Annotated in this window: 21 protein-coding genes and 1 riboswitch; of the genes, 18 read left to right on the top strand and 3 right to left on the bottom strand. The window is 38.6% G+C overall.

The genetic code is table 11. The features are described 5' to 3' along the window. The first annotated feature begins 99 nt into the window (after nucleotides 1-99). From NSU02_RS12890 to NSU02_RS12850, 9 genes are all read left to right on the top strand, one after another. Complete coding sequence (locus tag NSU02_RS12890; protein ID WP_063388628.1) at nucleotides 100-621, top strand: thiol-disulfide oxidoreductase ResA; 522 nt, start codon at nucleotides 100-102, stop codon at nucleotides 619-621. A gap of 16 nt (nucleotides 622-637) precedes the next feature. Next, nucleotides 638-2,269, top strand: a complete 1,632-nt coding sequence (locus NSU02_RS12885; RefSeq protein ID WP_130157473.1) for a cytochrome c biogenesis protein ResB — start codon at nucleotides 638-640, stop codon at nucleotides 2,267-2,269. Nucleotides 2,270-2,293: 24 nt separating this feature from the next. Continuing rightward, nucleotides 2,294-3,469, top strand: a complete 1,176-nt coding sequence (ccsB, locus tag NSU02_RS12880) for a c-type cytochrome biogenesis protein CcsB (protein WP_063388626.1) — start codon at nucleotides 2,294-2,296, stop codon at nucleotides 3,467-3,469. 91 nt (nucleotides 3,470-3,560) lie between these two features. Beyond that, on the top strand, nucleotides 3,561-4,283 hold the full coding sequence (locus tag NSU02_RS12875; protein WP_066247683.1) for a response regulator transcription factor: 723 nt from the start codon (nucleotides 3,561-3,563) through the stop codon (nucleotides 4,281-4,283). Continuing rightward, nucleotides 4,280-6,046 (top strand): ATP-binding protein, encoded by a 1,767-nt coding sequence (locus NSU02_RS12870; protein ID WP_339193014.1) that lies wholly within the window; start codon nucleotides 4,280-4,282, stop codon nucleotides 6,044-6,046. The genes NSU02_RS12875 and NSU02_RS12870 overlap by 4 nt, the downstream gene beginning before the upstream one ends. Nucleotides 6,047-6,096: 50 nt before the next feature. After that, a complete protein-coding gene (locus NSU02_RS12865; protein ID WP_094246153.1) occupies nucleotides 6,097-6,681 on the top strand; it encodes a cob(I)yrinic acid a,c-diamide adenosyltransferase in 585 nt (194 codons plus the stop codon). Between the two features lie 92 nt (nucleotides 6,682-6,773). Beyond that, complete coding sequence (gene sigX / locus NSU02_RS12860; RefSeq protein ID WP_130157469.1) at nucleotides 6,774-7,364, top strand: RNA polymerase sigma factor SigX; 591 nt, start codon at nucleotides 6,774-6,776, stop codon at nucleotides 7,362-7,364. Then, complete coding sequence (locus NSU02_RS12855; RefSeq protein ID WP_339193013.1) at nucleotides 7,339-8,451, top strand: GerMN domain-containing protein; 1,113 nt, start codon at nucleotides 7,339-7,341, stop codon at nucleotides 8,449-8,451. The genes sigX and NSU02_RS12855 overlap by 26 nt, the downstream gene beginning before the upstream one ends. A gap of 84 nt (nucleotides 8,452-8,535) precedes the next feature. After that, nucleotides 8,536-8,670, top strand: coding sequence for a hypothetical protein (locus NSU02_RS12850; RefSeq protein WP_261308724.1), 135 nt, complete (start codon nucleotides 8,536-8,538; stop codon nucleotides 8,668-8,670). Here the strand turns inward: NSU02_RS12850 and serA are convergent. Then, on the bottom strand, nucleotides 8,661-10,232 hold the full coding sequence (gene serA / locus NSU02_RS12845) for a phosphoglycerate dehydrogenase (protein ID WP_066247685.1): 1,572 nt from the start codon (nucleotides 10,230-10,232) through the stop codon (nucleotides 8,661-8,663). The two genes, NSU02_RS12850 and serA, sit on opposite strands and share 10 nt — an antisense overlap. 170 nt (nucleotides 10,233-10,402) lie before the next feature. Next, a complete protein-coding gene (locus NSU02_RS12840) occupies nucleotides 10,403-10,900 on the bottom strand; it encodes an inorganic diphosphatase (RefSeq protein WP_063388619.1) in 498 nt (165 codons plus the stop codon). Between the two features lie 141 nt (nucleotides 10,901-11,041). Continuing rightward, nucleotides 11,042-11,193, top strand: a riboswitch (FMN riboswitch). Between the two features lie 196 nt (nucleotides 11,194-11,389). Between NSU02_RS12840 and NSU02_RS12835 the strand changes: the two genes are divergently transcribed. Next, a complete protein-coding gene (locus NSU02_RS12835) occupies nucleotides 11,390-11,932 on the top strand; it encodes an ECF transporter S component (RefSeq protein WP_232515771.1) in 543 nt (180 codons plus the stop codon). 139 nt (nucleotides 11,933-12,071) lie between these two features. Here NSU02_RS12835 and NSU02_RS12830 read toward each other — a convergent pair whose 3' ends face one another. Beyond that, nucleotides 12,072-12,320, bottom strand: a complete 249-nt coding sequence (locus tag NSU02_RS12830; RefSeq protein ID WP_063388618.1) for a ferredoxin — start codon at nucleotides 12,318-12,320, stop codon at nucleotides 12,072-12,074. 274 nt (nucleotides 12,321-12,594) lie between these two features. On the opposite strand from NSU02_RS12830, the gene NSU02_RS12825 reads away from it, so the two are divergent. From NSU02_RS12825 to NSU02_RS12790, 8 genes are all read left to right on the top strand, one after another. Then, nucleotides 12,595-13,656, top strand: a complete 1,062-nt coding sequence (locus NSU02_RS12825) for a helix-turn-helix domain-containing protein (RefSeq protein WP_063388617.1) — start codon at nucleotides 12,595-12,597, stop codon at nucleotides 13,654-13,656. Next, nucleotides 13,653-15,149, top strand: a complete 1,497-nt coding sequence (locus NSU02_RS12820; protein ID WP_130157461.1) for an ATP-dependent DNA helicase RecQ — start codon at nucleotides 13,653-13,655, stop codon at nucleotides 15,147-15,149. The genes NSU02_RS12825 and NSU02_RS12820 overlap by 4 nt, the downstream gene beginning before the upstream one ends. A 4-nt stretch (nucleotides 15,150-15,153) precedes the next feature. Continuing rightward, a complete protein-coding gene (locus tag NSU02_RS12815; RefSeq protein ID WP_063388615.1) occupies nucleotides 15,154-15,777 on the top strand; it encodes a CPBP family intramembrane glutamic endopeptidase in 624 nt (207 codons plus the stop codon). After that, nucleotides 15,752-16,402, top strand: a complete 651-nt coding sequence (locus tag NSU02_RS12810; RefSeq protein ID WP_157728008.1) for a LysM peptidoglycan-binding domain-containing protein — start codon at nucleotides 15,752-15,754, stop codon at nucleotides 16,400-16,402. Before NSU02_RS12815 ends, NSU02_RS12810 begins: the two co-directional genes overlap by 26 nt. A gap of 70 nt (nucleotides 16,403-16,472) precedes the next feature. After that, nucleotides 16,473-16,925: a DUF2663 family protein gene (locus NSU02_RS12805; RefSeq protein WP_339193012.1), complete on the top strand. Its 453-nt coding sequence runs from the start codon at nucleotides 16,473-16,475 to the stop codon at nucleotides 16,923-16,925. 130 nt (nucleotides 16,926-17,055) lie between these two features. After that, nucleotides 17,056-17,637 (top strand): genetic competence negative regulator, encoded by a 582-nt coding sequence (locus tag NSU02_RS12800; protein WP_063388612.1) that lies wholly within the window; start codon nucleotides 17,056-17,058, stop codon nucleotides 17,635-17,637. A gap of 236 nt (nucleotides 17,638-17,873) precedes the next feature. Beyond that, nucleotides 17,874-19,130 carry a Glu/Leu/Phe/Val dehydrogenase gene (locus NSU02_RS12795; RefSeq protein ID WP_063388611.1) on the top strand — a complete coding sequence of 419 codons (1,257 nt, stop codon included), beginning with the start codon at nucleotides 17,874-17,876 and terminating at the stop codon, nucleotides 19,128-19,130. A gap of 90 nt (nucleotides 19,131-19,220) precedes the next feature. Continuing rightward, nucleotides 19,221-20,189 (top strand): YpdA family putative bacillithiol disulfide reductase, encoded by a 969-nt coding sequence (locus tag NSU02_RS12790; RefSeq protein ID WP_339195795.1) that lies wholly within the window; start codon nucleotides 19,221-19,223, stop codon nucleotides 20,187-20,189. Nucleotides 20,190-20,205: the final 16 nt, after the last annotated feature.

The following is a 20,205-nucleotide window of genomic DNA, read 5'->3' as shown; positions in this document are numbered from 1 at the left end:
ACGTTTTTATGTCACATAAACGTCAAAATTATTTTTCTGAATGAACGGAAATTCAATGATATAATAACAAGCGAATGAAAAACAAAGGGAGTACACACGATGAAAAAAAGGCGACTCATTACTCGCTCGATTATTCTTGTTATTTTATTAGGTGCTCTTGGATATACACTCTATTCAAATTTTTTTATGAGCAAAGAAAAAGTGAAAGTCGGATCAGCTGCGCCTGATTTTGTTCTTACTGATTTAGAAGGAAAAAAGCATCAATTTTCCGATTATAGAGGAAAAGGGGTATTTCTCAATTTCTGGGGAACGTGGTGCAAACCTTGTGAACGTGAAATGCCTTACATTGAAAGACAATATCAGCACTATAAAAATTTAGGCGTGGAAGTTTTAGCTGTCAACGTTGGCGAATCAAAATTAGTAGTGGAAAAATTTGCGGAAAAATACGGGCTCAATTTCCCGATTGTCATTGACAAAAATCAGCAGGTGCTTCATGCATATGATGTAGATCCGCTGCCTACTACGTTTCTCATCGATAAGAACGGGAAGGTTGTCAAAATCATTACTGCACCAATGACGGAACGGGAAGTTCGAGATTACATGGAAATGATAAAACCATAGTTAGGGAGTTTTCAACATGAATCATGTGAAATGTGAATGCGGTCATGTAAATCCGTTCGGTACTGTGCTGTGTGAAAATTGCGGACGGGCCTTGGCAGCAGAGGGCGAAGGCAATTCGGAAAAACTTCATGATATGCGTTATGACGGAAGTGCCAGACGTTCTCAAACATATAATAAAACGATCGTCGATAAAGTATGGAATTTTTTCTCTTCTGTTAAAGTTGGAGTCTGGCTGATTGTGATAACGCTGATCGCATCAGCAATCGGAACGATTTTTCCGCAAGAATTGTACATACCTTCCAACGTAACGCCAGAGCAATTTTATAAAGATGAATATGGAATTTTAGGCCAGCTTTATTATCAATTAGGCTTCCACCGCCTATACGGTTCTTGGTGGTATATGACCTTGATCGCATCGATTGGAATATCGCTTGTGATTTGCTCGCTCGACCGGGTTATTCCACTTTATCGTGCCTTGAAAAATCAAGGTGTGTCTCGGCACGAGTCTTTTTTGAAAAGACAGCGCCTTTTTAGCGAATCATATGTGGACAATATTGAAAAAAATGTAGAACAAGTTAAAAAAAATTTAACAGCGCGCCGTTATCGCATTCGAGAAGAAAATGGAAACATTTTGGCAGAGAAAAATCGATTTTCCAGATGGGGTCCGTATGTCAATCATATCGGATTGATTATTTTTTTAATTGGAGCCATGCTCCGCTTTTTCCCGGGGATGTATGTGGATGAGGTTCTCTGGTTAAGAGAAGGGGAAACGAAAGAAATACCCGGGACAAATGGCGAGTATTATTTGAAACATCATCAATTCATTTTGGAAACTTATCAAAAGGAAAAAGAAAAAGATGTGTTTCAGGAAGCGATTGACCGTGTCGGCGATGGAAGCGTAGCTAAAAACTTCCAATCAAATGTGACGCTTTATAAAAAGCAGGGAGACAGCCTGCCGGGTGAAGAACCAAAATTAAAAGAGGTAAAAGACTTCAGCATTCGCGTCAACGAACCGTTGAAATTTGATTCTTATGCTGTCTATCAAGTGAATTACAAGCTGAATGAATTAAATAAAATGACGTTTGATCTTATCGATAAAAAATCGGGGAAAAGCTTCGGGAAAGTTGTCATTGACCTCTTAAACCCAGAAAAGAAATATGATTTAGGAAACGGCTATGCTGTTGAAATTGCCAGCTATCTTCCAGATTTTTATTTTGATGACGAAGGCAATCCAGCCACGCGGTCGAGAGTGCCAAACAACCCGGCATTTGTTTTTAAAATGATTGCACCTGACAGACCGAAGGGAGAAACGAGTTTCGTTGCCATCCAGCAAACGATTGAACCTAACGAGAATAACAAATACAAAATGAAATTTTCAGGAATTGAAACGAAAAACTTAACGGGTCTAGTTGTAAGAAAAGATTTAACTTTATGGGTGCTCGGTGTCGGCGGAGCCATTTTTATGATAGGCTTAATTCAAGGATTGTACTGGCAGCATCGCCGCATATGGCTGAAAGCGGATAACGACAAAATCATGCTGGCGGGGCATACAAACAAAAACTGGTTTGGATTAAAAAATGAATTGGACATCATTTTGCGCGATACTGAAATTCAAAAGCCTGTTGACCAAAAACAATTAAAAGAATAGAACCTCATGAAGGAGGGGAAGTTTGTGGCTGAACTTAGCAGCACTTTATTATACATTGCGTTTATTTTGTATTTAATAGGAACATTCTTTTTTGGCGGTTCTATCCGTGACAAAAGAGGAAAGGATGAAAAACCGAATAGATGGGCGCGATTAGGCATTGCGGCGGCGATCCTCGGTTTTTTGTCTCAACTGGGATACTTCGTTACGAGATGGATCGCTGCTGGACATGCCCCGGTTTCGAACTTATTTGAATTCACGACATTCTTTGGTATGATGCTAGTAGGAGCATTTATCATTATTTATTTTATTTATAAGCTGTCTGCACTTGGCTTATTTACATTGCCAGTTGCACTTTTATTGATTGCATATGCCAGCATGTTTCCGACAGAAATCAGCCCTTTAATACCAGCTCTTCAAAGCGATTGGCTGAAAATCCATGTAACAACAGCTGCTGCCGGACAAGCTATTTTGGCGATCAGCTTTGTAGCCGGAGTCCTGTATTTAACAAAGGTTGTGGACCAATCAAAAGCAACAAAAAAGACGTTTTGGCTTGAATTTGTCATGTTTGTATTAGTCACAACACTTGCATTTGTCATTGTCACAACCGTGTTCCGAGCAATGGATTATGAATCAGTGTTTAAATGGATCGATAAAAATGGACAAGAGGCGGAAATGGAATTTCATTTGCCTGCTCTCGTAGCGCCGCACGAAGGAGAATTGCTGACAAAAGATCGGCTTGCAGGATTTGTGGAATTGCCGGCGATTTTATCGGCCAGAAAGGTGAACACTGTTTTATGGTCCACATTTGTAGGACTGATTTTATACGGAGTGATCCGCCTAATATTGAGAAAGCGTATTTCTGCAGCGTTGCAGCCTTTAGTGAAAAATTTAAATTTGGATGTGGTGGATGAAATTGGCTACCGTTCAGTAGCGATTGGATTCCCAGTATTTACACTAGGTGCTTTAATATTTGCCATGATTTGGGCGCAGATCGCTTGGACCCGATTTTGGGGCTGGGATCCGAAAGAGGTTTGGGCATTGATCACTTGGCTGTTTTACGCGGCATATCTTCACTTACGGCTTTCGAGAGGATGGCATGGAGAAAAATCAGCATGGCTTGCGGTTATTGGATTTGCGATCATCATGTTTAATTTAATTTTTGTAAACCTTGTGATAGCTGGTTTACATTCATATGCATAAACGGATTGGCTGACTCATGATACATGCTGGAATTTGGATCATTATCATTTGAGTCAGCTCTTTTTTAACCTGATCAAGGGAGGAATAAAATATGTCAGAGAACCAGGATGTAACGATTTTAGTGGTAGATGATGAAGAAAGAATTCGCAGGCTTTTGAAAATGTACTTAGAAAGGGAAAATTATCAAATAGATGAGGCGGAAAATGGTGATGAAGCGCTTGAAAAGGCTCTTTGTGCCGATTATGATTTGATTATTCTGGATATTATGATGCCCGGAATTGACGGAATCGAAGTGTGCAAGCAGCTGAGAGAAAAGAAAGCCACTCCTGTCATTATGCTGACAGCAAAAGGAGAGGAGGTAAACCGTGTTCAAGGGTTTGAGGTCGGTGCGGACGATTATATTGTAAAACCGTTCAGCCCGAGAGAGGTTGTTTTGCGTGTGAAAGCGATTTTAAGAAGGGCGTCACAAACAAGCTATTTAAAAACCGATTCATCGGCGAAAAATGTGATCGTTTTCCCGCACTTAACAATCGATCATGATGCTCATCGCGTGACGGCCGACGGCAAGGAAGTCAACTTAACCCCGAAAGAGTACGAGCTGCTTTATTTTTTGGCAAAAACTCCTGATAAAGTATACGACCGGGAAAAGCTGCTGAAGGAAGTATGGCATTACGAATTTTTTGGAGATTTACGAACAGTTGACACTCATGTGAAAAGACTTAGGGAAAAATTAAACAAAGTTTCGCCTGAAGCCGCCAAAATGATCGTGACTGTTTGGGGTGTCGGCTATAAATTCGAGGTCGTTGAAGAATGAAATTTTGGAGAAGCGTTGTTGGCAAGCTTTGGATGACCATTTTATTTCTTGTGATAGTGGTTCTGTCGATTTTAACCATTTTGCTGCTCGAGTTTATGGAAAATTATCATATAAAAGATGCCGAGCAAAAATTGACCCAGCTTGCCAATAAAGCAGCCATTATTATGGAAAATCATCAAAATACACCATTAGCCGGCTCCATCGCAACTGAACTTTCTGATAAACTAACAAGTGTGTATATCGTTGATGGTGGAAAAACATATTGGCAAAAGCAAAATGACGGGGCGGGTGTCGCTCAATATTCATTAAATGAAATCATCAGTGAGAAAGAACTGTCAAAAGTATTGGAAGATCAAGAAAAAATCAGCCTTGTAAAAAGCTTTCCGCAAACGAATGATCACAATAAATTCAACAATGAAATGATGATCGTCGGAGTGCCTTATCAATCTGGAGCGATATTTGTCGTACAATCTTTGTCTGCCATTAATGAAACAACAAAACAAACAACTAAATATATTTTTATGGCAGCATTTATAGCTATTATATTAACTACCGTTTTTGCCTTTTTTTTATCAACCCGCATTACCTATCCGCTCCGAAAAATGAGAGAAGTCGCAATTGAAGTGGCGAATGGAAAATTTGATACGAAAGTTCCGAAGCTGACAAGCGATGAAATTGGTGAATTAGCTGTTGCCTTTAACCAAATGGGCCGGCAGGTGAAATTCCATATTAACGCTTTGCGGCAAGAAAAAGAACAGCTTTCAAACATTTTAAGCAGCATGGCCGACGGTGTCATTACGTTAAATATCGATGGAACGATTTTAGTCACAAATCCTCCTGCTGAACGTTTTTTGCAGGCATGGTATTATGAAAACGGAATGCATCCGAAAAAGGAACATGAGCTTCCGCCGGCTATTGAAGAGCTATTTAAACGAGTGACGACGACTCACCGCGAGCAGGTTACTGAGATTACTTTGCAAGGCAGAACATGGGGAGTGATCATGAGCTCTCTTTATAATCAAAATCGTGTTCGAGGAGCGGTCGTTGTTTTGCGCGATATAACGGAGGAAAGACGTCTCGACAAATTAAGAATTGATTTTATTGCCAATGTGTCCCACGAGCTGCGGACGCCTATTGCCATGCTGCAAGGATACAGCGAAGCTCTTCGCGATGACATTGCAGGAAGCGAAAAGGAGCGGAAGGAGATTGTTCAGGTTATTTATGACGAATCATTGCGAATGGGCCGATTGGTGAATGATTTATTGGATTTGGCCAGAATGGAGGCAGGACATATTTCCTTAAATATACAAGATGTCAAATTGAAGCCTTTTATTGAAAAAATTATTCGCAAATTTCAAGGCATTGCAAAAGAAAAACAGATTCACCTCGAATATTTGCTGAATGTTCAAACGGATTCCTTTTCGTTTGATCCGGACCGCATTGAGCAAGTACTGACCAATTTAATTGACAATGCTATCCGCCATACGAGTGCACAAGGATTTGTAAAAGTAATTATTTCAGAAAGCAATGGTTTAAAAATAGATGTTCAGGACTCAGGAAGCGGAATCAGTGAAGAAGATCTGCCGTTTGTGTTTGAACGCTTTTATAAAGCTGACAAAGCGAGAACGCGTGGAAGAGCAGGTACGGGTCTGGGGCTTGCCATTGCGAAAAATATTGTTGATGCCCATAAAGGGGTAATACAAGTTCACAGCAAATTAAATGTTGGAACGACATTTACCGTATTATTGCCGCAAACATCGTAAAAATTTGCCGATCTTTATTGTTTCACACGTAACAGAAGGGAGGTTTGGCAATGAATTTATATACGCGTACAGGGGATCAAGGACAGACGAACGTTATTGGTGCGCGCGTCGATAAAGATGATCCAAGGGTGGAAGCTTACGGAACGATTGATGAATTGAACGCTTACATAGGCTATGCAAGGACGTTTTTAACAGATAAAGCGTTTCAAGATATTTACGAAGAGCTTGAAAAAATTCAGCATCATTTGTTTGATTGCGGATCTGACATAGCGGTTGTGTACGAAAAGCAAAAACATCCGTTTAAAACGACGGAGGATATGATCCGTTTTTTAGAGGAACGAATCGATCATTATGTGGAAGAAGCTCCTGCATTAGAAAAATTTATTTTGCCCGGAGGAACGGAGGCGGCCAGCGTTTTACATATTGCGAGAACAGTTGCCAGAAGAGCAGAGCGTTTAATCGTTTCTTTAATGAAAGAGGTTAAAATTCATCATCCGGTCCTCATTTACATGAACCGTCTGTCTGATTATTTATTTGCTGCTGCTCGGGTTGTAAATTACCGCCTAAACGTGAAGGATGTCGAATACGAACGAAGCGGGAAGGTGTTCCGGACAAATAATAGCAAAAAAAATTGACACCGAGGGTCTCTTTTATAAGACCCTTTCTTTTTTGTTTGTAACATGTCATGCGTCTCTTTCGACAAATATTTTAAACGGAGGGTATGTGCATGGATGAATCGTTTCAAAGATTATACGAAAAGTATCATCAAGATATTTTTCAGTTTTTATATTATTTGGTGAAGGATCGGGAACAAGCGGAAGATTTGGTGCATGAAGTGTATATAAAAGTTTTAAAATCATACTCGAGCTTTGAAGGACGAAGCAGTGAAAAAACATGGTTATTTTCCATTGCTCGGCATGTAGCGATTGATTTTTTTCGAAAGCAAAAAACTCTCCGTCAGCGAATAATGGAAAAATTTGATTTAGATCAAGCACAAATTGCGGATCAAGAGCCCCTCCCGGAAGAAATAGCTTTACAACGAGAAGAAATACAGATGCTATACAAAGCAATGAATGACTGTAATGTGAATCAAAGAACCGTTTTAATTTTACGGTTTATAAAAGAATTATCTGTTGCAGAAACAGCCGAGGTGTTGGGGTGGACGGAAAGCAAAGTCAAAACAACCCAGCATCGGGCTTTAAAAGTGTTAAAAAATTATATAGATAAAGCTATGAAAGAACAAGGTGCCACGAAAGATCAGGGAGCTATGACAGAACAGGAGGTAGTTTCAAGTGAAAAACTCTCGGTGGAGCGATGAACAAATCAAAAAATGGATAAGCGAGTTTCCAAAAGTAGAAGATTCCCGCAGTTCATTCGAGATTTGGAACAATATTACCGAGAAAAAAAGAAAAAGAACAATATTGAAATTCATTGTTCCATCAGCTTCGATTGTTGCTTTGACAGCAGCCGTCACTTTTGTAGTTTTTCCGCTAAGCAACAGCAAAAATGAACAAACCCAATATTCATACAACAAAAAGGCCGAAAACGCAGGAAACAGTCATTTAACCGAAAGTCAAACGATGGAGGCTTCGCCGAAGTATCGTTCCATAGTTCCAAATTCTTCAACTGAACAAATTATCACAGTAGGGCTTTTAGATGAAAGCAAACAGCATGTCGTTCCTCTAAGCTTTAAAGGAAATCAATTCGAGCCTGCCGTCAAGCAAATAAATGACGTCTTAAACAAGATCGATGTGAAACGTTTCAATCTTTCAGCTTTTGCCTTTCAAGATGCAGACATTTATGAAAGCAAAAGCCGAAGTGACGAGGTGATCATAAATTTTGAAAAATTGAATATAAAAGACCGTTTCCATAATGAACAAAATTTTAAAGAAGTATTAAAAGAAACATTTCGGTGGCAAAATTATAAAAAGGTGCGCTTATTTACAAATGAAAAGCAGCATGTTCCTTCTGAGCGTTTTGTTTCCGAATTTCAAATAAAGAAGCTGCTGAAAAAAGCCTATTTCTTGTTTTTTCCTAAAAATAGCAGCAATCCTTTGCTCGTTCCATCAAAAAATGAATATGAAACAATTGAAGAGGCAATGAATGCCATGCAAAAAGGGAAGGAAGACGGGCTTGAACCTTCCATTAATAATTCCGTTAAAATTAAGCAATTGAAAAAGGATGATGAGCTGCTTACGGTCACTTTTGACAATGCTTCAAAAATGAAAAACACAGAGCATACTGAAGTTATGCTGGAAGCGATTTTAATGACAGCGAAAGAATTCGGCTTTAAGAAAGTGAAGTTCGAAGGCTTTGATGCGAAAAAAATCGGAAATATTGATATTTCAAAACCGGTGGAAGTGCCTTTTTCGCCTAATTTTATTGACCTGAAAGTTGATGCATAGCAAAAGGAACGGAAATAGGTCTAAACATAAAGACACCATCATAAATATTGAGAATGTACGAAAGGAGGAAAGGAGGATGAACGGATGCTGGATTTAATGCGGAGGCTGGGTATTGCCCTAATCATGGGGCTTTTCATCGGTCTTTTGTTTTTGGGAGGATTAAAAACAGAGGAGCCAGGAGAGATAAGCCCTCCCAGCACCTTTAAATATTATAAATGAATAGTTTTGGCTGAAACGATGTCATCGAACTGGACTAACGCTTCAATAAGCTGATCATCAATCAGTTTATCACAAGTTAAAACCATGATTGCTTCGCCGCCGATGTTTTTACGTCCAACCTGCATTGTTGCGATGTTTACGCCATGGTCGCCCAGTACTTTTCCGACGCGTCCAATAACACCTGGTTTATCGATGTGTTCTACATATAATACTTCCCCTGCCGGGTAAAAATCGATATCGAAACCGTTTAAATCAACAATTCGTTCACCGTAGTTTGGAATATACGTTGCTTTTACGGAAAAAGTCCGATGATCTCCATCTACTTGAACAGCGATGCAATTTGCATATCCAGAACCGTTTGAAGCAATTTTTTCGCTGAAGCTGATGCCGCGTTCTTTGGCGATGAGGCCAGCATTCACTTCGTTAACAGTTGAATCAACCCGTTCTCCTAAAAATCCAGCAAGAAATGCTTTCGTAATAAAAGATGTTTCGAGTTCAGCAACCGTTCCTTCGTAAACGATTCCGATATGTTGAACAGGTTCTTTCATGTATTGAGAAGCAAGCTGACCCAATTTTTTGGCCAATTTATAAAACGGCTGTATTTTGTCAAATATATCTTTTGTTAATGTTGGTAGATTAATAGAATTTGTAACAGGTTTTCCATTTAAAAATTTTAATACTTCTTCAGCAACTTGAGAGGCAACGTTTAATTGGGCCTCTTTCGTTGATGCTCCAAGATGCGGTGTAGCAATGACCTGTTCAAAATCAAGCAGCTTCCGATTTACTGGAGGCTCGACTTCAAATACATCAAGAGCAACGCCTTTCACATGTCCAATTTCTAAATAATGAATTAATGCTTCTTCATCGATGATGCCGCCCCGGGCGCAGTTTAATAAATAAACTCCTTTTTTCGTTTTTCCGATATTTTCCTTTCCTAATAAACCTCTTGTTTCTTTTGTCAATGGTGTATGAACAGTAATGATATCAGCTTGCGCTAAAACTTCATCGAGCTTGCAACTGTTTACTCCCAATTTTTGCGCCCGGTCTTTTGTTAAAAATGGATCAAACACTAAGACGTTCATTCCAAAAGCTTTTGCTCTTTTGGCAATTTCGCTGCCGATTCGTCCTAAACCGATAATTCCTAAGCTTTTGCCGTATAGCTCAGTACCGAGAAAGGCGGAGCGGTTCCATTCACCTGATTTAACGGAAACATTTGCTTGTGGAATATGACGAACAAGCGATGCCATCATGGCAAATGTATGCTCGGCAGTTGAAATCGTATTTCCGTCAGGTGCATTAATTACGACAACTCCGTATTTTGTCGCTGCTTCAACATCGATATTATCGACTCCGACGCCTGCTCTTGCAACAATTTTTAAATTTGTCATTTTTTGAAGCAGTTCTTCTGTTACTTTCGTTGCACTGCGGACGAGCAGAGCATCATATTTTTCCAGGTCGTCAACTTCACTTACTTTTTTCTGAACGACATTGATGTTTTCATCGTTCAATAATGGTGCTAATCCATCGCTTGATATTGAGTCAGAAACAAGAACATGAAACATTTTCTAAGATCCCCCTAGTGAACGAATTAAAAATGAAAACAAAATTTCTGATTATTTTATCTTAACTGATCTATGTTGTCAAGGTTCAAAACTTTACAGTTTGAAAACGTTTACTGTGTGTAAAAAGGGAAAAAGAGAGTTGCTTCTGAAGAAACAGCTCTCTTTTTTGTTTAATTGTTAGATTCATTGTATCGTGCGATACATTCGTCAATTAGTTTTGCCGCTGCTTCAGGTCCTTCCCAGCTGCCGATCTCTGTTCGTTTTCCTTCCAAATCTTTGTAACGTTCAAAGAAATGGGCAATTTCTTTTAATTTGTGCTCCGGCAGATCTTCAATCGATTGAACATGATCAAAACGAGGATCATCTACAGGAACGCCGATTAATTTTGCATCTTCTTCACCGCTGTCGATCATGTTTAAATAGCCAATGACACGCGATTCTATGACGCATCCAGGGAAAGTCGGATTGGTGACGATTACGAGAATGTCAAGAGGATCGCCGTCAAGTGCTAAAGTATTTTCTAAATAACCGTACTCTGCAGGGTAAAACATAGGCGAATAAAGAACCCGGTCTAGTTTAAAAACGCCTTTTTCCTTGTCATATTCATATTTGTTTTGGCTTCCTGTCGGAATTTCAATAAAAGCTTCGACAACTTTATTGTTTGCCATCGACAAAATCCTCCTTTATTATGTATGCCTTTTTATTATAGAGGATGTAAAAAATATTGGCAATTGTAGAAAAAAGACAATGAAATAAAATAAGTTTCTTTTTTTTTCATTATTGTATATAATGAAGATAAAAAAATATGGATTCATCTTCGGGGCAGGGTGAAATTCCCGACCGGCGGTGATAAAAGCTTTTAAGCTTTTTTAGCCCGTGACCCGTAAAGGTGTTTTTCCTTTACGGTGGATCTGGTGAGAATCCAGAGCCGACAGTATAGTCTGGATGGGAGAAGATGAGGGTTCAGGCGTTTCAAAAAATATGATCATTGAAACGTTTATTTTAACCTGCTTACAATTCTCCCTCTGCGTCAATGTAGAGGGTTTTTTTATTGATGCAGGAGATGGACCCTTCCTTCTTTTCAAGATGGATCACAGAAAGAAAAGGAGAGAAGGACTGTGTTAAAAACAAAGGCATTTAAACTTGTTTTTGTAGGAATGTTGAGCGGGATTTCCTATTTGCTTATGGCTCTTAACTTTCCGCTTCCGGGACTTCCGGCATTTTTAAAAATTGATTTCAGCGAAATTCCTGCTATGCTGGCGACGATTTTATTAGGGCCGATTGCAGGATTGGCTGTAGAAGCGATTAAAAATACGCTTCATTACATCATTCAAGGAAGCGCGACAGGAGTTCCGATTGATCAGTTGGCAAATTTCTTGGCCGGATTGTTTTTCCTTTTGCCGTTTGCATTCGTATTTCAAAAAATTCGTTCGATGAAAGGGGTTCTTTTCGGTTTAGCTGCCGGGACCATTTCGATGTCAGTAGCCATGAGCTTATTGAACTATTATTTCATTTTGCCGGCATATACACTGTTTTTAAATATGCCGCAAATGTCGATTGCAGAAGTGAAGCAAGTCATTATTGCCGGGATTTTGCCTTTTAACCTCATTAAAGGAACAATTATTGCCATTGTCTTTTTAATGATTTACGGCAGAATCAAAGAATGGCTTCAACATAAATTTAACGTGCAAAATGCATAAATTTATATGCGAGCAAAAAAGCGGAGATCAGCCGTTATGATGTTTTCGCATCATCACGGTGTTCCGAATTATGATACACAAAACCCCCACAGAAATTCGTTTTTCCGTGGGGGTTGTTCTTTTAAAGCTGATGAAACAGCTATTCAAATTTTAAAGGATCGCCGTCAAAGGGTTCATCGGCAATTTTAATGGAATCTGTTGGGCAACCTTCAAAAGCATCCATTAAATCATCTTCTAAAACTTCTGGAACTTCAACCGTCCCTTGGTTATCATCTAGAATAACGTATGCGATTCCTTCGTCGTCATAATCATAAATATCTGGCGCTGCTGCCCCACATGCACCACATGCAATGCATGTTTCTTTGTCAACGATTGTATATTTTGGCATTGTCTAACCTCCTGTATAAATGAAATGAGTAGAAGTCATAAAAGAGAAAGAAACATTTATCTTCCACTTCAGAATGTTTTATATAATAATCAGAATACCACATAATTATTGTAAGATGGAATATTAAACATTTCAATAAAAAAAGATGAAATGTCATAGTATTTCGATAAACTTACTTAAATCAAATCATTCATTATATATTTTTCGACAATTATTGGATAAATTTTGATAAAATAAGGATTGAACAGAAGGTTTCAATTTTTAAGGTGATCAAATGCCTCTCTCTTATTTGGAAGGAATCATCCTTTATTGTTTTCAACAGCTCAAATGCGAGCGATCGAAAGCAGCTGTTTTTCATTTATTAAAAGGAAAAAAATCTTCTCAAACGATTCAAGATAGCATTATTTTTCATTTATCGAACTTATTTGGCATTTGCCGTGAGCTCGAGCTTGAAGAATATAATCACTTGTTAAACAGATTGGTTCAGCTGTCATATGTCAAACAAGTAAAAGGCGAGTTTTATATGGTCACAATGAACGGCGAACGGGTGCTGCAAGAATTTTTGTCAGAAAAACCGTTTCCTGATAAGCTGGATGGGGCCACCTACAATGATATAGGAAAAATTTTTTGGCAGCGTTTATCTTTATTTGTTCAAACGGTTTCCCATCTAGTTTATAACCATTCGAAATTTTTACCTATAACAAATAATGGTCAGCTGTTGCATTTTGTCAAAACATACATATTACAGATGAAAGAGACAAAGAAAAATATCGGAAATCGAACGTTTTTGGAAATGAACCGTTTGCTTGAATGTTTAGATGAAAAGGGAGCTATCTTAGTTGTCAATCGTTTGTCCGGCTTTAAAAAAAATGGAATCACCTTTGAACAGCTTGCAGCAGCTGCGAATGAAGATCCTTTTTATTTGAAGCTTATGTTTCAAGCTGCCGTCATTCAAATGGTGAACGAATTGCAAAAACGTTCTGATCAATATCCGATATTATTCGGTCTTTTAAGAGATTTGATAAAAAAACACCCGCTAACCGCATCGGCGGAAAAAACGTACCGCTTGTTGGCGGAGGGGTTGGGCATTGATGAAATTGCAGCAGTCCGAAAGCTTAAAAGAAATACGATTGAGGACCATATTGTTGAGATTGCTTTAAACATGCACGATTTTGCCTTCGAACCTTATGTAAGCAAAGAAGATGTGGTCAAAATCGGGCAAGCGATTGAAAAGCTGCAAACAAACAAGCTGAAAACAGTTAAAGAATATCTTCAAGATCAATACAGCTATTTTCAAATTCGGCTGGCAATGGCTGCAATAAGGAGATGGCAATGACGAAAGATCTTTTTACTTTGCTGAAGGAAAAATTCGGTTATTCAAGCTTTAAAACAGGCCAAAAGGAAATAATTGAAGATGTTATTAGCGGACATGACGTAGTTGCCATGCTTCAGACAGGCGGTGGAAAATCATTGTGCTATCAGCTTTCTGGCTATTGTTTACAAGGTGCTGTATTAATAGTGTCTCCGCTATTGTCGCTCATGCAAGACCAGGAACAGCAGATGAAAATGTTTGGAGAAAAAAGAGTCATTGCATTAAACAGCTTTTTAACCCGATATGAAAAAGAAAAAGCTTTCCGGCAATTGCACCGTTACAAATTTATATTTTTATCGCCTGAAATGTTTAAATCAAAAAGGCTATTGGATGCATTGGCGCAAATCCAAATATCTTTATTTGTCGTCGATGAAGCGCATTGCATTTCACAGTGGGGACATGATTTTCGGCCTGACTATTTAAAGCTCGGAAAGGTAAGGGAGATGATCGGTTCTCCCCCTTGTTTGGCGATGACCGCCACAGCCACTAAAGAAGTGCTGAACGATATCGCGAAATGCTTGCATTTAACCGATGCAACATTTCATATTCATTCTATTGACAGGCAAAACGTTGCCATTAATGTTGAAGCCGTAAGCAGCCAAGAGGAAAAATTGGAGCGATTAGCCGAATGGCTGAAAATGTTAGAAGGGCCGGGTATCATTTATTGCTCCACAAGAAAGTGGGCGGAAGAGCTTGCCAGATGGATTGAACAAAAGGGAATGACAAATGCGGCTTATTATCATGGCGGAATGGAATATGAAGATAGAATGTTGATTCAACAGCAATTTTTAAATGACGAACTTTCGGTTATAACGGCGACAAATGCTTTTGGAATGGGAATAAACAAAAAAGACGTTCGATTTGTCATCCATTTCCATTATCCTGCTGACATGGAATCATACGTACAAGAAATAGGCCGGGCAGGAAGAGATGGAAACCAAAGCATTGCAATTGCACTTGTAGCAAAGGGTGACGAGGAGTTTCCCCGGTCGATAATACGTTCTGAATTTCCTGAAAAAAAAGAGATTGAGTTGATTGTAAAAACGATTCGGTTAAAGGGAAGCTTTGATTTAACAGAAGAAGAGTGGAGCAGCTTCGGCTTGTCTGATGTACAGAGGAGATTTTTACAATATAATTTCCAAATGTTGGATGAAAACATGTATCATTGGACGACTGATCAGATCGTAAATTATGTATGGAGCAAGATTGAAGATCGAATGAAAATGAAATTTAAAAAATTAGCCGACATGGAAGCATTTTTACGAGCAAAAGCATGCAGGCGGAACATGATTTTAAGCTATTTTCAGGAAAAACCTTCAACAAAGGTTTCGATTTGCTGCGACAATTGCGGAATAAACGATCGTTTTTTTATCCGAAAAAAAATTCATTCATCCCAGCCAATGATAAAGTGGGATTGGAAGCAAGAATTAAAAAGGCTGTTTCGTCAAAGTGGGTGAAGGCGTGATTAAAAGACAAGAAGAATTGATAAAGAACATGACCGATCGAGAGCTTTTATTTCATCTCATGGTCACTCAGTCGCTATTTCTTCTTATATCGATTATTTTAGGGTTCATTTTTTTTGACCGTGCGGAGGATTTTTTTCAATTATGGGAATTGAGTTGGGAAACGATAGCTGTTGGCTTGCTTGCAACAGTTATCGTTCTGCTCATTGATTTGGTAATTATGAAATGGGCGCCAAAAAGCTGGTACGATGATGGAGGAATCAATGAAAAACTGTTTCAAAACAGAAGCTTGCCGGAAATTTTTTGGATGACCCTTATCGTTGCTTTTGCGGAAGAAATATTGTTTCGCGGGGTTCTGCAAACCCATTTCGGACTGTTTATCGCCAGTTTGATCTTTGCCTTCATGCATTTTCGTTATCTTTCAAAATGGCTGTTATTTGCAACGGTTTTGTTCGTCAGTTTTTTTCTCGGAGTGATATTTGAACTGACTGAGAATATTTTAACAACAATTTTCGCTCATTTTCTTATCGACTTTGTATCGGCAGTGCAAATTCGCTTTCAATATTTGAAAAATAGTAAAGGCGATGGGAGGGACGATGAAGAAGATGACAAGTCCGTATGAACATGACCAAGCTGAGCGTTTAAGGGAAAAAATGATTGATGAAATAAAAGAGAGAACGGGGACATATCCGTCTCGGAGTGAAGTGCATAAAAAAAGGCGGAAGAAAAAAAAGAAAATGAACTATCCGCTTTTGCGTATTCTCGTCTTTCTTTTTATATTAGTGCCAGTCGTTGTTTTATTTTTAACTTCTTATTTGGAACGAAATCAATCAAACCGCAGCGGGGAAAATCTTTCAGATTTTGACTCTGTAATTATTAAAAATAATAGCGGGAAGTCTGTTCAAGAAGAGAGAGTGGAAGAAAATAATTCCTCTAACTCAGACAAAGAAGAAGGAAATCAGAATGAACAGGAAGCTTCTCCAACGACTGAAGAACAATCCTCTTCCAACAGCACAAGAGACGAAACCCGAAAAGAAATTTCTGGAAATGAAAGCGATGGAAACATGGAAGAGAACAGACGCATCATTACTCATGTTGTCCAGCCGAACGAAACGCTGTATAAAATCTCGATGAAGTATTATAAAAGCCGAAATGGCGAAGAGCTTATTCGAGAATGGAATCATCTTCAAGATTCCAACATTTATGTCGGACAAGTTTTAAAAATCCCTTTAGATAATCCCCAATAACTAAAAAATTTTCATATTTGAAAAAGATCATGCATAACTTGTACAAAAAACTTTGGGGGATTTTAAACGAATGGAAAGGCAAATTAAAGATCTGCCCTATACAGATCAACCTACCAAGCATATGCTGCAAGGGCTCATTGAGCGTAAAAGAGAATTCGAAACATATAAACAGAAATGTTTGGTTTGGCAAATAATTACATTTGTGGAAGTGATTGTTTTTATAGTGTTTATTTATTTCAACGTATATCAACGATTGGAAACAGATCTTTTGTTTGTTTTATTCTATTTTTTTCAATCATCACACTTATTCGCCGTTTTGCTGATTGCATTCAGCTATTCAACAGCCGTTTATTTTAAAAAGAAAGAAGAAAAAGCGGAAAAAGAATATCATGAGCTTAGATGGGAAATTATTGATAAAAGCACTGATTTTTGGAAAAGCGAAGAAGAGTGGATGAATCGCGACAAGGTTTTTTCTGTTATGAAAAAAGAATTCGATATTAATCTCTATTATAAAACGAAATAAAAATGTGATTTGTGAGTAAAAATGCTTGTCTTCACCCCCTCGTAATTGTAAACTGTTTACTAACTAAAGAACCATCTTTTAGAATCAACATACAATATCGTATGATGTATTGACGGCAGGAGGGAAGAAGATGCGGCTCGAGCGTCTTAATCATAATAAAATTAAAATTTTCCTGACTCTAGATGATTTGTCGGATCGCGGCTTAACAAAAGAAGATCTATGGAACAACTCTTTAAAAGTTCATCAGCTTTTCCGGGAAATGATCAATGAGGCAAGTGAAGAACTCGATTTTCATGCAAACGGTTCGATTGCGGTCGAGGTTTATTCACTAAAAGCACAGGGAATGGTGATCATTGTTTCCAAAAATAATGATGAAGAACTTGAAGATGAATTTTTAGATGATTATATTGAAATGCAAGTAAAAGTGGATGAACATCAAGATATATTGTATGAGTTTTTGAATTTCGAAGATGTCCTCGATCTTGCAAAAGTTCTTCAACGTTTCGAAATAACAGAAGGCGCGCTATATTCATATCAGGGACGATACTACCTGCTGTTTGATGACATCTCTAAGATTGAAACGGAGCATCTTGTTGCAATTTTAGCGGAATATGGAACGCCGACACATATGACAACTCATAGACTGCATGAATATGGAAAATTATTGATAAAGGATCACGCTGTTCGTCTTTTGAATGACTATTTTTCCTGAGGCTGACAAAACATCGCCTTTCAGCGATGTTTTATCAGCTTTTTTTGCGTAGATTTAGTATTTTATTTGATAAAAAACAAAGCGGTTTGCCGCTTTCTTTTTTTAACAAGAAATTCAGTATCCCTTTATTTTCTATGAATTAATGATTGAATTAATTTATAGAAGGTGTATACTAAGTCATGAAAGGTGGACTTTTCCTTTTCATTATTAAAGAACATATAGGAGGTTTACTTATTATGGTAGCCGAAGGCAATGACAAGCATGATGTGCTAAAAGCTACGCAAAAGGTAATACATAAAGCGTTAGGAAAACTAGGTTATCCAGAAGAGGTGTATGAATTATTAAAAGAGCCGATTCGCATGCTGACAGTGAAAATACCTGTTCGCATGGATGACGGTTCTGTTAAAATATTTACTGGCTACCGGGCGCAGCATAATGATTCTGTAGGACCTACAAAAGGAGGCGTTCGCTTCCATCCAAATGTAACTGAAAACGAGGTAAAAGCGCTTTCAATTTGGATGAGTCTAAAATGCGGAATTATTGATTTGCCTTACGGTGGTGGAAAAGGTGGAATTGTTTGTGATCCAAGAGATATGTCGTTCAGGGAATTAGAAAGATTAAGCAGAGGATACGTTCGGGCAATTAGTCAAATTGTGGGCCCTACAAAAGATATACCTGCACCTGATGTATTTACGAACTCGCAAATCATGGCTTGGATGATGGATGAATACAGCCGGATTGATGAATTTAATTCGCCAGGATTTATTACCGGCAAGCCTCTCGTTCTCGGCGGTTCACATGGCCGTGAATCGGCAACGGCAAAAGGCGTGACCATTTGCATTCGCGAAGCAGCGAAGAAGCGTGGAATTTCTTTACAAGGGGCTAGGGTCGTTGTCCAAGGATTTGGAAATGCAGGCGGTTATTTAGCAAAATTTATGCATGATGCCGGAGCAAAAGTTGTAGGTATTTCCGATGCATACGGCGGTCTGTACGATCCAGACGGACTAGACATCGATTATTTATTAGACCGGCGCGACAGCTTCGGAACTGTTACGAAATTGTTTAATGATACGATCACTAATAAAGAATTGTTAGAACTTGATTGCGAAATTTTAGTTCCTGCGGCGATTGAAAACCAAATTACAGAAGAAAATGCCCATAATATTCGGGCTCAAATTGTCGTAGAAGCAGCCAACGGTCCGACAACTGTTGAAGCCACTCAAATCTTAACGGACCGGGGAATTTTACTCGTGCCTGACGTATTGGCAAGCGCGGGAGGAGTAACGGTTTCTTATTTCGAATGGGTTCAAAATAATCAGGGCTACTATTGGTCTGAAGAAGAAGTGGAAGAAAAATTGGAAAAAATGATGGTGAAAGCATTTAACACTGTATATGAAACGGCGCAAAACAGAAGAGTAGATATGCGGCTTGCTGCATATATGGTAGGCGTAAGAAAAATGGCAGAAGCATGCAGATATCGCGGATGGGTATAATATTTGCATCGTTTTGCAGTTTCCCCTATGATAATGTAGGGGAAATTTTTCTTTTGTCACCAGCCGCTTAATGCTATAGGAGTGATCATGATGCAAGAAGAAAAAGTGATCATTGTCGGCGGAGGTCCATGTGGACTATCGGCTGCGATCGAATTGAAGGAAAAAGGAATAAATCCTTTAGTTATTGAAAAAGGAAATATTGTTGATTCCATTTATCGCTTTCCAACACATCAAACCTTTTTCAGCACAGCAGACAGGCTTGAAATTGGCGGAGTCCCATTTATCACAGAAAACCGAAAGCCTGTCCGCAATCAAGCGCTTGCTTACTACCGGGAAGTTGTGAAGCGAAAAAATTTGCGCATTCATACATATGAAAAAGTAGAGAAGGTAGAAAAGCAGCAGGACGGAACGTTCATGGTAACGACGGAAAAAGGAAAATATCGTGCGTCATTTGTTGTGATTGCTACAGGTTATTATGATAATCCAAATTACATGAATGTTCCAGGCGAAAATCTGCCCCACGTTTTCCATTATTTTAAAGAAGCTCATCCATATTTTGATAAAGATGTCGTTGTGATCGGCGGGAAAAACTCAAGTGTTGATGCCGCGCTTGAGCTTTATAAAGCCGGGGCTAGAGTAACTGTATTGTACCGAGGAAGCGGGTATTCTTCAAGCATTAAGCCTTGGATATTGCCGGAATTTGATTCTCTTATCAAAAAAGGCTATATAAAAATGGAATTTCGGGCAGATGTAAAAGAAATTAAAAATGACTCTATTAGTTATATTGTGAACGGAATAGAAGAAAAAACTATTCCTTGTGATTTTGTCTTTGCCATGACTGGCTACCATCCAGATCATAACTTTTTGAAAAAAATGGGTGTACTTATTGATGAGCAGACAGGCAGACCTTACTACAATCCCGATACAATGGAAACGAATGTAAACGGGATTTTTATAGCCGGTGTCATCGCAGCTGGAAATGATGCGAATGAAATTTTTATCGAAAACGGCAGATTTCACGGGGAATTGATCGCAGAAGAAATTATCAAAAGAGTGTAAAAATAGGGATATCCCG

The sequence above is a fragment of the Aeribacillus sp. FSL W8-0870 genome, assembly GCF_037963755.1.
Classification (GTDB): Bacteria; Bacillota; Bacilli; order Bacillales; family Aeribacillaceae; genus Aeribacillus; species Aeribacillus composti.
This window is presented reverse-complemented; position numbering and strand designations above follow the sequence as displayed.

What these genes read in the sequence shown, in the direction of transcription:
- NSU02_RS12890 (WP_063388628.1), top strand. Translation starts at nt 100, where the DNA reads ATGAAAAAAAGGCGACTCATTACTCGCTCGATTATTCTTGTTATTTTA.
- NSU02_RS12885 (WP_130157473.1), top strand. Translation starts at nt 638, where the DNA reads ATGAATCATGTGAAATGTGAATGCGGTCATGTAAATCCGTTCGGTACT.
- NSU02_RS12875 (WP_066247683.1), top strand. Translation starts at nt 3,561, where the DNA reads ATGTCAGAGAACCAGGATGTAACGATTTTAGTGGTAGATGATGAAGAA.
- NSU02_RS12870 (WP_339193014.1), top strand. Translation starts at nt 4,280, where the DNA reads ATGAAATTTTGGAGAAGCGTTGTTGGCAAGCTTTGGATGACCATTTTA.
- NSU02_RS12865 (WP_094246153.1), top strand. Translation starts at nt 6,097, where the DNA reads ATGAATTTATATACGCGTACAGGGGATCAAGGACAGACGAACGTTATT.
- sigX (WP_130157469.1), top strand. Translation starts at nt 6,774, where the DNA reads ATGGATGAATCGTTTCAAAGATTATACGAAAAGTATCATCAAGATATT.
- NSU02_RS12850 (WP_261308724.1), top strand. Translation starts at nt 8,536, where the DNA reads ATGCTGGATTTAATGCGGAGGCTGGGTATTGCCCTAATCATGGGGCTT.
- serA (WP_066247685.1), bottom strand. Translation starts at nt 10,232, where the DNA reads ATGTTTCATGTTCTTGTTTCTGACTCAATATCAAGCGATGGATTAGCA.
- NSU02_RS12840 (WP_063388619.1), bottom strand. Translation starts at nt 10,900, where the DNA reads ATGGCAAACAATAAAGTTGTCGAAGCTTTTATTGAAATTCCGACAGGA.
- NSU02_RS12835 (WP_232515771.1), top strand. Translation starts at nt 11,390, where the DNA reads ATGTTGAGCGGGATTTCCTATTTGCTTATGGCTCTTAACTTTCCGCTT.
- NSU02_RS12830 (WP_063388618.1), bottom strand. Translation starts at nt 12,320, where the DNA reads ATGCCAAAATATACAATCGTTGACAAAGAAACATGCATTGCATGTGGT.
- NSU02_RS12825 (WP_063388617.1), top strand. Translation starts at nt 12,595, where the DNA reads ATGCCTCTCTCTTATTTGGAAGGAATCATCCTTTATTGTTTTCAACAG.
- NSU02_RS12820 (WP_130157461.1), top strand. Translation starts at nt 13,653, where the DNA reads ATGACGAAAGATCTTTTTACTTTGCTGAAGGAAAAATTCGGTTATTCA.
- NSU02_RS12810 (WP_157728008.1), top strand. Translation starts at nt 15,752, where the DNA reads ATGAAGAAGATGACAAGTCCGTATGAACATGACCAAGCTGAGCGTTTA.
- NSU02_RS12805 (WP_339193012.1), top strand. Translation starts at nt 16,473, where the DNA reads ATGGAAAGGCAAATTAAAGATCTGCCCTATACAGATCAACCTACCAAG.
- NSU02_RS12800 (WP_063388612.1), top strand. Translation starts at nt 17,056, where the DNA reads ATGCGGCTCGAGCGTCTTAATCATAATAAAATTAAAATTTTCCTGACT.
- NSU02_RS12795 (WP_063388611.1), top strand. Translation starts at nt 17,874, where the DNA reads ATGGTAGCCGAAGGCAATGACAAGCATGATGTGCTAAAAGCTACGCAA.
- NSU02_RS12790 (WP_339195795.1), top strand. Translation starts at nt 19,221, where the DNA reads ATGCAAGAAGAAAAAGTGATCATTGTCGGCGGAGGTCCATGTGGACTA.